The sequence below is a fragment of the Pseudomonas sp. Pseusp18 genome (assembly GCF_059506005.1).
On record NZ_CP169240.1, the window covers coordinates 57,384 to 71,621 of the forward strand.

The 14,238-nt window shown below is 62.1% G+C and carries 8 protein-coding genes; 6 read left to right on the forward strand and 2 right to left on the reverse strand.

What is annotated here, in order from left to right:
* Window positions 1–106: 106 nt before the first annotated feature.
* The 6 genes from ACEN9A_RS00165 to ACEN9A_RS00190 are packed head-to-tail and all read left to right on the forward strand — an operon-like array spanning window position 107 to window position 12,727.
* Window positions 107–952, forward strand: a complete 846-nt coding sequence (locus tag ACEN9A_RS00165) for a sulfotransferase family protein (protein WP_018929397.1) — start codon at window positions 107–109, stop codon at window positions 950–952.
* 50 nt (window positions 953–1,002) lie between these two features.
* Entirely contained in the window at window positions 1,003–8,868 is a 7,866-nt protein-coding gene (locus ACEN9A_RS00170) for an Ig-like domain-containing protein (protein ID WP_258671871.1), read from the forward strand.
* Window positions 8,869–8,909: 41 nt separating this feature from the next.
* Window positions 8,910–10,424, forward strand: coding sequence for a TolC family protein (locus tag ACEN9A_RS00175; RefSeq protein ID WP_258671873.1), 1,515 nt, complete (start codon window positions 8,910–8,912; stop codon window positions 10,422–10,424).
* Complete coding sequence (gene cysC, locus ACEN9A_RS00180; protein WP_018929393.1) at window positions 10,408–11,013, forward strand: adenylyl-sulfate kinase; 606 nt, start codon at window positions 10,408–10,410, stop codon at window positions 11,011–11,013. Before ACEN9A_RS00175 ends, cysC begins: the two co-directional genes overlap by 17 nt.
* Window positions 11,010–11,795, forward strand: coding sequence for an aspartyl/asparaginyl beta-hydroxylase domain-containing protein (locus ACEN9A_RS00185; RefSeq protein ID WP_258671875.1), 786 nt, complete (start codon window positions 11,010–11,012; stop codon window positions 11,793–11,795). Before cysC ends, ACEN9A_RS00185 begins: the two co-directional genes overlap by 4 nt.
* A complete protein-coding gene (locus tag ACEN9A_RS00190) occupies window positions 11,783–12,727 on the forward strand; it encodes a sulfotransferase family protein (protein WP_258671876.1) in 945 nt (314 codons plus the stop codon). Before ACEN9A_RS00185 ends, ACEN9A_RS00190 begins: the two co-directional genes overlap by 13 nt.
* A gap of 112 nt (window positions 12,728–12,839) precedes the next feature.
* Here the strand turns inward: ACEN9A_RS00190 and ACEN9A_RS00195 are convergent, their stop codons facing one another.
* The gene (locus ACEN9A_RS00195) at window positions 12,840–13,598 is read right to left on the reverse strand and encodes a slipin family protein (RefSeq protein ID WP_019651568.1); all 759 of its coding nucleotides are present in this window, start codon (window positions 13,596–13,598) and stop codon (window positions 12,840–12,842) included.
* A 2-nt stretch (window positions 13,599–13,600) separates the two neighbouring features.
* Complete coding sequence (locus tag ACEN9A_RS00200) at window positions 13,601–14,134, reverse strand: NfeD family protein (protein ID WP_019651567.1); 534 nt, start codon at window positions 14,132–14,134, stop codon at window positions 13,601–13,603.
* Between the last annotated feature and the right edge of the window lie 104 nt (window positions 14,135–14,238).

The window sequence follows — 14,238 nt, forward strand, 5'->3', positions numbered from 1 at the left end:
TAAACTGCGTTTTCCAGTCGATTTAGCTCCGATTTGATATCAAAACACCACTAGCTGTAGGGCCATTCATGGTCTACGCTCCGTCGTACAAAGGACTGAATGACGGGTGAATGGATTGCAACAATTCCACTTTATCTCCGGCTTGCCGCGCTCGGGCTCGACCCTGCTTTCTGCCATTCTTTTGCAGAATCCGCGCTTTCATGCCGGCATGACCAGCCCCGTGGGCGCACTCTTTTCCGGCGTTCTGGAGCAATGCAGCGCCGGCAGCGAATTCGGCGCGGTGATCGACACCGACCTGCGTCGCCGCCTGTTGCGTGGCTTGTTCGATTCTTACTATGCCGACAAGGCCGACAAACCGGTGGTGTTCGACACCAATCGCTTGTGGAGTTCGCGCCTGCCGGCGATCAGCGATCTGTTCCCTCAAGCCAAGATCATTGCCTGTGTGCGCAATGTCGCCTGGGTCATGGACAGCATCGAGCGCCTGTACCGCGCCAATCCCTTCGAAAACACCAAGTTGTTCGGCGATGCAGTCGAACGCAACACGGTCTACAGCCGCTGCGAAACCCTGGCCCAGCGCAATCGGCTGGTGGGGTTTTCCTGGGCCGCCCTCAAGGAAGCCTATTACGGCGAACACGCCGACTCACTGCTGATCATCGATTACGACCTGCTGAGCCAGGCGCCAGAGCGGGTGATGCGGCTGGTCTACGACTTCATCGGTGAACCCTGGTTCGAACATGATTTCGATCATTTGGCCTACGACGCGCCGGAATTCGACCAGGCCCTTGGCCTCTCGGGGCTGCATAAGGTGAAGGCCAAGGTCCAATTGCAGTCCAGGCGCACGATCCTGCCGCCGGATTTGTTCAAGCAATACGCCGAGTTGTCCTTTTGGCTCGATGGCTCAGCCAGCGCCGCCAATGTCATTCGTATGAAAGCCGACGCCGCGATCAGTTGATCGCGGCGTTTTCATTAGCCTGTCAAAAAGTTCGAGTCCGGGTGAGCAGCATGTGGTGGAGCAAAGGCAAGTCGCGGGTTACCGAAGGCGCACGAGCGCTGGCCTCGCCAATGATTATGTCCCTGGAGCCGCGCATGCTGTTCGACGGCGCGGTGGCCGCCACGGTGGCCGATACTGCCCAGGCTGACAGCCATACCACGGCCGACGCGGTCAAGGCACCGACTGCCGATCAGCCGGTCGCCAGCAAGGACACCCACGGCCAGGCCGATGCCACGCCAACCCCGACACCTGTCGCGGTGCCGGGGCAAAGCGTGGTGTTCGTCGATTCGCGGGTCAAGGACGCCGACAGCCTGCTTAAAGGCGTCGCGCCTGGCACTCAGGTGGTTCAGCTGGACGCGAGCAAGGACGGCTTGCAGCAGATTGCCGACTACCTCGATACCCATCAAGGCATCAGTTCGGTGCAGATCATCGCCCACGGCAACGCAGGCGATCTGTGGCTGGGTAACAGTTATCTGTCGGCCGATAACGTCGCGGCCCGCAGCGCCGTGCTGGCGGAAATCGGCAAGGACATGAACGTCGGCGGCGACATCTTGATCTACGGCTGCTACACCGCCGAAGGTGAGCGCGGCTTGAGTTTCGTCGACTCGCTGGCGCAACTGACCGGTCGTGATATCGCCGCTTCCAGCAACCGCACCGGGGTCGGTGGCGACTGGAATCTGGAAATTGCCACCGGCAACATCGAAAGCGCCAACGTGCTCTCGACCACGGCCATGAACGATTATCACTGGGGCCTGGCCACCTGGACCGCCACCAACAACGCCAACACGGGCGTCGGCTCGTTGCGTGCCGCCCTCGCCTCGGCGCAGAACGGCGATATCGTCACATTCAGCACCGGCATGACGGTGCAGTTGACCTCCGAGTTGCTGATCAACAAGAACGTCTACGTTGATGGCGACTTGAACAACGACGGTGTGGCAGATGTGACTCTCGATGGTCAGTACAAGACCCGAGTGGTTGAAGTGGCGTCTGGCAGCATCGTGACACTCGATGGCCTGGTGATCACCCGCGGCCTGGTGGCGGGCAACGGTGGCAACGGTGGCTACGGTGCCACGGGCGCGATGGCGGGGGGGATTTTCAACGCAGGGATACTGACCCTGAAAAACGTTACCGTGACCTCCAACGCCGCTTCCGGTGGTGGTGGCGGCGGCGGTGTCACGGGCGCTTTTTACGGCGGTGGCGGCGGTGGCGGTGGCGGTTTGGGCGGCCAGGGCGGCGGGCACGGCGGTTCGGCAGGGCCGGGCACCGGCACATTGGGCGGCCAGGCGGGCAGCGCCGGTGTCGGTGGTTATGGCGGCGGTTATGACGCCACCCATATGGGCGGTCGCGGCGGTACCACCACTGGCGGTGCTGGCGGGGTGGGCGTTTCCTATTACAGCAACGGCGGTAACGGTTCGACGGCCACCAATGGCACGATTTCCATTGGCGGTGGCGGCGGCGGGGCCGGTTGGGACAAGGTAGGTGGCGCTGGCGGCAATGCGGTGGGCGGGATCTACAACGCCAGCAGCGGCACCATAACCGTCATCGGCACGTCGACCATCAGCAACAACATCGGCGCCGGTGGCGGCGGTGGCGGTGGTGGTGGCCAAGGCAGCAATGCCAGTAATGGCGGCATTGGCGGCCGGGGCGTCGGTGCGATCTGGAACAAAGGCACGCTACTGATCACGGCTGCCAACTTCGCGGCCCTGGCCGGTAATGCCGCGGCCAGTGGTGCAGGCGGTACCGCGCAGGGCGGAGGTTCAACCGGCACCTCGCCGACCTCCTTCGCGACTATCTATAACGACGGTGGCGTACTCAACACCGCGTATTCGCCACCGCCGACCGCGACCATTGTGGTCGCCGACACCACACTGAGCATCGGCGAAACGTCCTTGGTGACGATCACCTTTTCCGAGGCCGTGACCGGTTTCACCAACGCGGACCTGACTATCCCCAACGGCACCCTGAGCTCCGTCAGCAGCAGCGATGGCGGCATCACCTGGACGGCAACGTTCACCCCGTCCGCCAGTATTTCCGATACGACCAACGTCATCACCCTGGACAACACCGGCGTGATAAACGGCCTGGGCACCGCCGGCGTCGGCACCACCAACTCCAATAACTACACGGTCGACACCGTACGCCCGACCGCGACCATCGTGGTGGCGGACAATGCGCTGAAAGTCGGCGAAACCTCGCTGGTGACCATCACCTTCAATGAAGCGGTCACCGGCCTCACCAACGCGGACCTGACGATTGCCAACGGTACGCTCACGGCGGTGAGCAGCAGCGATGGCGGCATCACCTGGACGGGAACCTTCACCCCAACCGCCAGCATCACCGATACGACCAACCTGATCACTCTGGACAACACCGGAGTCAGCGACCTGGCGGGCAATGCCGGGAGCGGTACCACCGATTCGAACAACTACGCCATCGATACCGTGCGCCCGACCGCGACCCTGGTGGTGGCCGATACCAGCCTGAGCATTGGTGAAACCTCGCTAGTGACCATAACGTTCAGTGAGGCAGTCAGCGGTTTCACCAACGCGGACCTGACGATTGTCAACGGTACGCTTACGGCGGTGAGCAGCAGCGATGGCGGCATCACCTGGACCGCGACCTTCACGCCTTCGGCCAGCGTCAATGACACCACCAACCTGATCACCCTGAACAACACCGGGGTCAGCGATCTGGCGGGCAACACCGGGAGCGGCACCACCGATTCGAACAACTATGCCATTGATACGCTCCGCCCGACCGCGACCATCGTGGTGGCGGACAATGCGCTGAAAATCGGCGAAACCTCACTGGTGACGATCACCTTCAGCGAAGCGGTAACCGGGTTCACCAATGCCGACCTGACCATCGCCAACGGCACACTTACTGCGGTGAGCAGCAGTGACGGCGGCATCACCTGGACGGCGACCTTCACCCCGACCGCCAGCATCAGCGACACGACCAACCTGATCACCCTGGACAACACCGGGGTCATCGATGCTGTCGGCAATGCCGGCAGCGGCACCACCGATTCCAACAACTATGCGATCGACACCGTGCGCCCGACGGCCACTATCGTGGTCGCGGACACGGCACTGAAAATCGGCGAAACCTCGCTGGTGACCATTACGTTCAGCGAAGCGGTGAGCGGTTTCACCAATGCGGACCTGACCATTGCCAACGGTACGCTCACTGCGGTGAGCAGCAGCGACGGCGGCATCACCTGGACCGCAACCTTCACGCCTTCGGCGAGCATCAACGACACCACCAACCTGATCACCCTGGACAACACCGGGATCAGCGACCTGGCGGGCAATGCCGGCAGCGGCACCACCGATTCGAATAACTACGCCATCGACACCGTGCGCCCGACCGCCACGATTGTGCTGGCCGATACAACCCTGACCGCAGGCGAAACCTCGCTGGTGACCATTACGTTCAGCGAAGCGGTGAGCGGTTTCACCAACGCCGACCTGACCATCGCCAACGGTACGCTCACGGCGGTGAGCAGCAGCGACGGCGGCATCACCTGGACGGCGACCTTCACGCCTTCGGCGGGCATCAACGACACCACCAACCTGATCACCCTGAACAACACCGGGGTCAGTGATCTGGCGGGCAACACCGGCAGCGGCACCACCAACTCGAACAACTACGTGATCGACACCGCCCCGCCGACCGCGACGATCGTAGTAGCCGACAACGCACTGAAAATCGGCGAAACCTCACTGGTGACCATCACCTTCGATCAGGCCGTAACCGGTTTTACCAACGCCGACCTGACGATCGCCAACGGTACGCTCACGGCGGTGAGCAGCAGCGACGGCGGCATCACCTGGACGGCGACGTTCACCCCGACTGCCAGCATCACCGACGCGACCAACCTGATCACCCTGGACAACACCGGCGTGCAGGCGGCCGCCAGCGGTAACGTGGGCACTGGCACGACCGACTCCAACAACTACGCCATCGACACCGTGCGCCCGACGGCTACCATCGTGGTCGCGGACTCGGCACTGAAAATCGGCGAAACCTCGCTGGTGACCATCACCTTCAGCGAAGCGGTGAGCGGTTTCACCAACGCTGACCTGACCATCGCCAACGGCACGTTGAGCGCGGTGAGCAGCAGCGACGGCGGCATCACCTGGACCGCGACCTTCACCCCGAGCGCCAGCATCAACGACACCACCAACCTGATCACCCTGGACAACACCGGGATCAGCGATTTGGCGGGCAACGCCGGCAGCGGCACCACCGATTCCAATAACTACGCCATCGACACGGTACGCCCGACCGCCACGATTGTGCTGGCCGATACGACGCTGACTGCCGGCGAAACCTCGCTGGTGACCATTACCTTTAGCGAAGCGGTCAGCGGCTTCACCAACGCGGACCTGAGCATCGCCAACGGTACGCTCACGGCGGTGAGCAGCAGCGACGGCGGTATCACCTGGACCGCGACCTTCACCCCGACCGTCGGCGTGAATGATTCAAGCAACGTCATCACCCTGAACAATACCGGGGTCAGCGATCTGGCGGGCAACACCGGCAGCGGCACCACCAACTCCGGTAACTACACCATCGATACGGTGCTGCCGACGGCGACCATCGTGGTGGCCGACAATGCGCTGAAAATCGGTGAAACCTCACTGGTGACGATCACCTTCAGCGAAGCGGTGAGCGGTTTCACCAACGCTGATCTGACCATCGCCAACGGTACGCTCACGGCGGTGAGCAGCAGCGACGGCGGCATTACCTGGACGGCGACCTTCACCCCGACCGCCAGCATCACCGACACGACCAACCTGATCACCCTGGACAACACCGGCGTGCAGGCTGTCGCCAGCGGTAACGTGGGCACTGGCACCACCGATTCCAACAACTATGCCATCGACACCGTGCGCCCGACGGCCACCATCGTGGTCGCGGACTCGGCGTTGAGAATCGGCGAAACCTCGCTGGTGACCATCACCTTCAGCGAAGCGGTGAGCGGTTTCACCAACGCCGACCTGACCATCGCCAACGGTACGCTCACTGCGGTGAGCAGCAGCGACGGCGGCATCACCTGGACGGCAACCTTCACGCCTTCGGCGAGCATCAACGACACCACTAACCTGATCACCCTGGACAACACCGGGATCAGTGACCTGGCGGGCAATGCTGGCAGCGGCACCACCGATTCCAACAACTACGCCATCGACACTGTTCGTCCGACCGCCACGATTGTGCTGGCCGATACGACGCTGACTGCCGGCGAAACCTCGCTGGTGACCATTACCTTCAGCGAAGCGGTCAGCGGCTTCACCAACGCGGACCTGAGCATCGCCAACGGTACGCTCACGGCGGTGAGCAGCAGCGACGGCGGTATCACCTGGACCGCGACCTTCACCCCGACCGTCGGCGTGAATGACTCGAGCAACGTCATCACCCTGAACAACACCGGGGTCAGCGATCTGGCGGGCAACACCGGCAGCGGCACCACCAACTCCGGTAACTACACCATCGATACGGTGCTGCCGACGGCGACCATCGTGGTGGCCGACAATGCGTTGAAAATCGGTGAAACGTCGCTGGTGACGATCACCTTCAGCGAAGCGGTGAGCGGTTTTACCAACGCCGACCTGACGATTGCCAACGGTACGCTCACTGCGGTGAGCAGCAGCGACGGCGGTATCACCTGGATCGCGACCTTCACCCCGACCAGCGCCATCACCGACACCAGCAACGTCATCACCCTGGATAACAGCGGTGTGCAAAACGCCTCGGGCAACGCCGGCAGCGGCACCACCGACTCCAACAACTACGCCATTGATACCGTGCGCCCGACGGCCACCATCGTGGTCGCGGACTCGGCGCTGGCGGTGGGTCAGACATCAGTGGTGACGATCACCTTCTCCGAGGCGGTGACCGGCTTCAGCATCGCCGACCTGACGGTGAGCAACGGTACCCTGAGCAGTCTGAGCACCAGCGATAACATCACCTGGACCGCCACCCTGACGCCGGCGGCGAGCATCACCGATACGACCAACGTGATCACCCTGGACAACACCGGGGTGGCCGATGTGGCTGGCAATACCGGCAGCGGCACTACCGACTCCAACAACTACGCCATCGACAGCCAGCGTCCGACGGCCACCATCGTGTTAAGTGATTCGACCCTGAAACCGGGGGAAACCGCCCTGGTGACCATCACCTTCAGCGAAGCGGTGACGGGTTTCGACAACAGTGACTTGAGCGTCGCCAACGGTACCTTGAGTGCGGTGAGCAGCAGCGACGGCGGCATCACCTGGACCGCGACCTTCACCCCGACTGCCGGGGTTACCGACGCCAGCAACATCATTACCCTGAACAACAGCGGCGTCTCGGACCTGGCCGGCAACACCGGAGCGGGCACCACCAACTCGGCCAACTATGTGGTGGAAACCCAGGTGCCGACCGCCACCATCGTAGTTGCCGACAGTGCCCTCAAGGCCGGTGAAACATCGCTGGTGACCATTACCTTCAGCGAAGCGGTGAGCGGTTTCACCAACGCTGACCTGACGGTTGCCAACGGCACCCTCAGCAATGTTTCGTCCAGCGATGGCGGTGTGACCTGGACCGCGACCTTTACGCCTGCGGCCAGTGTGACGGACACCACTAACCTGATCAGTCTGGACAACAGCGGAGTGACCAACGGGTCGGGCAACAGCGGTGTCGGCGTGACCGATTCCAACAACTACGCCATCGACACCGTGCGCCCGACCGCGACCATTGTGGTCGCGGACAATAAACTGGGGATCGGCGAGACCACCACGGTGACCTTTACCTTCAGCGAAGCGGTGTCCGGTTTCGACCTGTCCGACCTCAGCGTGGCCAATGGCGTGTTGTCCAACCTGGCCAGCAGCGACGGCGGAGTGACCTGGACCGCCACACTCACACCGACCGCAAGCATCAATGATGCGACCAACCTGATCCTGCTCGACACCGGCAATGTGCTCGACGCCGCGGGCAATGCCGGCGCCAGCATCGCCATCTCCAACAACTATGCGCTGGATGCGACCCGCCCGACCGTCAGCATCGTGGTTGCCAACCCGGTGCTGGGGATTGGTCAGACGACGCTGGTGACCTTCACGTTCAGCGAAGCGGTCAGCAACTTCGATTTGTCGGACTTGAGCGTGACCAACGGTGAACTGACCAATCTGGCCAGCAGCGACGGCGGCAAGACCTGGACCGGCACCTTCACGCCCGCCGCGAACATTACCGACCCGAGTAACTTCATTGCGCTGGACACCAGCAATGTGACGGACCTGGCAGGCAACCTGGGCGCCAGCGTCGCGGTATCCAATAACTACACGATCAACACCGTACCGACGCCCCCGCCCTTGGTGTTGACACCGGTGGTCGTGGCCGATCCACCGAACGTGCCATTGCAACCGATCATCTTCACCCCGCCCACTGGCGATCTCGGCTCGCCACTGACCTTTGCCCCGTTGTTTGAACAACGGGTGATGGGCAATGGCATTCGGCCTCTGGGCGACATTTTCATAAACCACGGGGCGCTGACGCCGAGTTTTATTGCCCAGGTATTCACCAGCAGCGACAACGGTGGCGATGGCTCAGGCCACGGCTTCCTCGGCTTTGGCGGGGGCGATGGCGGGGTCTTCGGCAGCAGCACGCTGTCGAGCCTGTTCAATCAGGCCACCAGTAGCGAGGGGGATTCGCTGAATACCTTTGGTAATCAGTCAATCAGAGCGGGGGATGCTTCCCAAGGGCTGCGCGGCGTGTTTGGCGCACCGACTCTTGGCCAGCAATTACAACAGCTCAAAGACACCGAGCAACGGCAGGTCGACAGCCTGGCCGCGGCTTTGCAACAGGTCGGTATCAGTGAAATGCAGGCCTGAAAAAACCATTAAAGCAGTACGGCACTGGGGGCAATACAAGGATGAAAAGAAGTCATAAATTGTTCGGCGCCAGCCTGCTGGCGCTGGCGATCAGCGGATGTGCAGTCACCAGTCAACCGATCGAACGCAGCGTCAGCCAACAGCGCGCCAAAAGCGATCTGCAAAACATGTACAAGGGGCAGGAGCCCCTCAGCGGCCCGCTGACCCTGCACCAGGCCATGGCCCGAGCGGTGAAATACAACCTCGAAGGCCGGCTGAAGATCATGGAAGAAGCCCTGGCCAAGCGCCAACTCGACCTCGCCAGTTTCGACATGCTGCCGCGCATGGCGCTGGATGCCGGTTACGTGGGGCGCAACAACGTCAACGCCTCCAGCAGCCAGAGCGTGCGCACCGGCACCCAGTCTCTGGAACCGTCGACCTCCCAAGACCGCGACCGTGACGTGGCGGACCTGACCATGGTCTGGAACGTGCTCGACTTCGGCGTCAGCTACATCAGCGCCAAGCAGCAGGGTGATCAGCGGCTGATCGTGCAGGAACGTCGGCGCAAGGTGATCAACACCATTGTCCAGGACGTGCGCTCGGCCTATTGGCGAGCCGTGGCCGCCGAGCGTTTGCTCAAGCAAATCGACAGCCTGATGGCCCGGGTCGATACCGCCCGTGAGAATAGCCAGAGCATGAGCCAACAGCGTATCGGCGATCCGATCCAGTCGTTGGCTTATCAGCGCTCGCTGATCGAAGCCACCCGGCAACTGGAAGAGCAACGCCGCGCGCTGTCGCTGGCAAAAACCGAGTTGGCAACCCTGATCAACCTGCCACTGAATACCGAGCTGACGCTGGCGACCCAGGACGATTACGTCATTCCGGAGCTCAAGGTCGACCTCGCCAGCCTGGAGCAGGAAGCCCTGACCAGTCGGCCGGAGTTGCGCGAGCAGGATTACCAGACCCGCATCAGCGCGGCCGAAACCCGCAAAGCCATGCTGCGCCTGTTACCAGGGCTGGAGTTCTCCGCTGGCGGGCATTACGACAGCAACTCGTTTTTGGTGGAACAGAGCTGGGCGGATTACGGGGTGAAAGTCACCTGGAACCTGTTCAATGTGATTTCCGCACCCGCCGCGATCGACGTCGCCAAGGCCGGCGAAGAAGTCGCCACGGCACGCCGTCAGGCGATGTCCATCGCAGTGTTGGCCCAGCTCTACGTGGCCAACGCCAACTACCGCGAAGCACTGCGGCAGTTCCAGACCAATCAGCAGTTGTCGAACATCGACGGGCAAATCATCGGCCAGCTGCGCAACCGCTATCAGGCGGCCGGGCTGGGTGAACTGGATCTGATCCAGGGCGAGCTGAACACGTTGCAGGCCGATCTGCGTCGCGACCTGTCCTACGCTGACCTGCGCAACGCTTACGGGCAAATTTTCGCCAGCGCCGGTCTCGATCCGCTGCCGGACGAGGTGCAATCTACCGAAGTCCAGTCCATCGCCACCGCACTGGCCAATCGCGAAGCGGCATGGGCGGCGGGCGATATCACGGTACCGGTGGCCCATGCCCCGGTCCGCTAACCTGCTGGCGCCGACGGCGAGCATCAGCCGCGCCCAACGGGAGGCCCGCAACGGCCATCGCGGCACGGCGATTCTGCTGACCGGTTTACCGGCCGCGGGCAAGTCGACATTGGCCCAGGCACTGCACGCCGAGCTGTTCGAACATGGCGTGCAGAGTGTGGTGCTCGATGGCGATGGACTGCGGGTCGGGCTCAATCGCGATCTGGGGTTCACCGACAGTGATCGCCTGGAAAACATCCGCCGCGCCAGCGAAGTGGCGGCGCTGTTGGTCGAGAATGGGCAGATTGTCATCCTCGCGATGATCGCGCCCTTGGTGGAGTTGCGCGAACTGTTTGCCCGACGGCTGGGCGAGGATTACCGCGAAGTCTGGTGCAGCGCCTCTTTGACGGTGTGTGAACAGCGTGATCCCAAAGGTCACTACGCCCGGGCTCGACGGGGTGAGTTGGCGGGGTTCACTGGTGTCTCCGCGCCTTACGAGCCACCGCCGTGTGCGTCGCTGGTGCTCGATACGGGCGCGCAATCGGTCGAGGCCTGTCTTGACCGTTTGCTGACTTGGCTCGGCGAATGCGCGGTGCTGCCGAAACGATGAGCCGGCCGGCATTCTCCCGATTGCCGGTGACGGTGGATTTGCCGTTGCTGTTGCAGGCGCTGGCGGCGATCGGTGAGGACAACTGGCACGGTCACTTCAACAGCGCTTACTACACCGGCGACTGGAGCGGCGTGGCGCTGATTTCTGCGGCCGATGCCTTGACCGAGCTGGCACCCGGAAGCGGTGAACCTCGATTGCGCGAACCCTGGCGACAGGATGGTCGATGGCAGCAAGGGCTGCGGGATCTGCCGCTGCAGATCGTCTGCGCGCGCCTGTTGCGACTTGGCCCGGGCGGGCGTATCCATGAGCATCGTGACTATGACCTGGGCGAGCCGGATGCGGACTTGCGTCTGCACATCCCGCTGCTCAGCCCCCCTCAAGTGGACTTCATGCTGGACGGCCAGCGCATGCCGATGGCCGCCGGCGAGTGCTGGTACCTCGACCTGGCGCGACCTCATCGCGTGGACAATCGCGATACCCAGACACGAATTCATCTGGTGCTCGATTGCCGGCCCGGTGCCTGGCTGGAGCAGGCGATTATCGATGGGGTGGCAACCACGCCGTCGCCGCTGGTCGGTCATCAAGCTTTAGAGCAATTCAACGCACTGCTGGCCAGCGATCCGCAGCTGTGCAAGACCTTGCAGGGATTGCGGGACAACGAAGCCTTTGTCGCCCGCACTCTGGTGCTGGCTGCCGAGCATGGTCTTGTGTTCACCCGCGAAGAATTGCGTGCGGCGATGCGCGATGGTCGCCGCCAGTGGACTGAACAATGGAGCGCCTGAACCTCGAAGGCTGGTTGCCAATTCGCGTGTGGCAAGAGGCTGGGCAATGGCAAGTCGATTGGTGCTGGTTCGGTGACACGCGGCTGCATCAGCCGTTTTTTCGTGACGCCGTGGAGGATGCGCTGCGGTTGCCGTTCAATCAGGCATTTCGCCGAAAAACGGCATTGTCGACCCTCGCGGACTGGCGGGCTTGCAGTCCCGGCCTGACGCCGAGCGCCTTTATTTTTCACGCCTCCCGCTGTGGCTCGACCCTGGTCAGTCAGATGCTGGCGCAACTCGACAACCACATTGTCATCAGCGAACCCCCGCCACTGGACGCGTTGCTACGCAGCGATTTGCCTGCCGTCGAGCGCCGTGCGGCGATCAAAGGGTTACTGTCGGCCTACGGGCAATGTCGACGTGGCGTGGAGCAACGGTTGGTGATCAAACTCGACGCCTGGAACATCGGTGAACTGCCGTTACTGCGCGAGTGCTTCCCTGAAACACCGTGGCTGTTTCTTTATCGCGATCCGCTGGAAATTGCTGTCTCGCATCTGCGTCGTCCGGGCGTGCACATGGTGCCGGGGATGATCGGTACCAGTGTGCTGGATGACGAATTTCCATTCAGCGGCCGTGAGGATTACATCGCTCGGCGGTTGGGGCGGTTGCTGGCGTTGGGGTTGGCGCAATGCCAGGTATTTGGCGGCTGGGCGGTGAATTACAGCGAACTGCCGCAGGCGATGGCGGGGCGGTTGGCGGCGTTCTTTGCGTTGGACATCGAGCAGCGCCGGCAGGTGTTTGCGGCAGTGGGGCAACATGCCAAGCAGCCGTCGCAGGTGTTTGTCGGCGACGGCGATGACAAGCGTCGCGAAGCCTCGGCGTTGCTTCGTGAACGGGTGGAACACTGGGCGCGGGAACCGTATGAGGCGTTGGAACAATTGCGCGAAATATAATCTTTTTGTGGCGAGGGAGCTTGCTCCCGCTCGGCTGCGTAGAAGTCGCAGATGTTGGGGCCGCTTCGCGACCCAGCGGGAGCAAGCTCCCTCGCCACAGGTTATCGGTGTATCAGGATTTTGACGACAAATCCGCCATCCCCTTGAGCAATTCGATCGGCAGCGGGAAGACGATGGTCGAACTCTTGTCACCGGCAATCGAACTCAGCGTCTGCATGTAGCGCAACTGCATGGCCCCCGGCTGACGCCCGAGCATTTCGGCAGCCTGCATGAGTTTTTCCGAGGCCTGCAATTCGCCTTCGGCATGGATCACCTTGGCCCGGCGTTCCCGTTCGGCTTCGGCCTGTTTGGCGATGGCGCGGATCATCGATTCGTTGAGGTCCACGTGCTTGATCTCGACAGTGGCCACCTTGATGCCCCAGGCGTCGGTCTGGGCATCGAGCACTTGCTGGATGTCGACGTTCAGCCGTTCCCGTTCGGCCAGCAATTCATCGAGTTCATGTTTACCGAGCACCGCCCGCAACGTGGTCTGGGCCAGTTGGCTGGTGGCCATGAGAAAGTCCTCGACCTGAATGATCGCCCGTTGCGGGTCGAGCACGCGGAAATACAGCACTGCATTGACCTTGACCGAGACGTTGTCGCGGGTGATCACGTCTTGTGGCGGTATGTCGAGCACCACGGTCCGCAGGTCGACACGGACCATTTGTTGAACCGCCGGAATCAGCAGGATCAGACCCGGGCCCTTGACCTGCCAGAAGCGTCCGAGCTGGAACACCACGCCGCGTTCATATTCGCGCAGAATGCGGAAAGTCGACCCCGCCAGTGCAATCAGCAATAACAGCAGCGCGGCAAAACCCAATTGCAGACCCATGACTATTCTCCACCCGGTGCCGCGTCAGTCGCGGCCACTTGCAGCAGTAGACCCTTGCGTGCCACCACCCGGACCTGTTGTCCCGGTTTCAGCGGTGTGGCACTCATGACTTGCCATTGTTCGCCTTGCAGGTGCACCCAGCCGACATAAGCATTGCCAGCCTGCAACGACGTTATCGGCGTCACGCTGCCCAGTAATTCGGCGTCGCCGCTGAAGTTGCGGCGCGGTCGGGTTTTCAAGGCGCGAATCAGCAGGAAAATCAGCAGCAGTGCGCTGATCAGCCCCAGGACGATGATCAAGGGAACAGGCACTTCGGCATCGGTCAGAATCAGTGCGCCGATCACGAACATCACAATGCCGCCAAAACCGACCACGCCGAAATTGGGCAATGCCGCCTCGGCGATCATAAACGCGATGCCAAAGGTGATCAGCCAGATCCCGATGGGATCGGGAACCAGCACTACAACGGTGTCCGCTGCGAAAACCGGTCCGCTCAGGGCCAGCAGCAGCGCAACTACACAGCAACGAATGTTCACTTGACCCTCCGGGAGAGTCATCCGTCCGCGAGCCGTTCGTGGCTCTGTGTACAAGTCTAGTTGAGCCTGTGGCTGTATGAATTTTGACCAGTTGTTGACCGCCT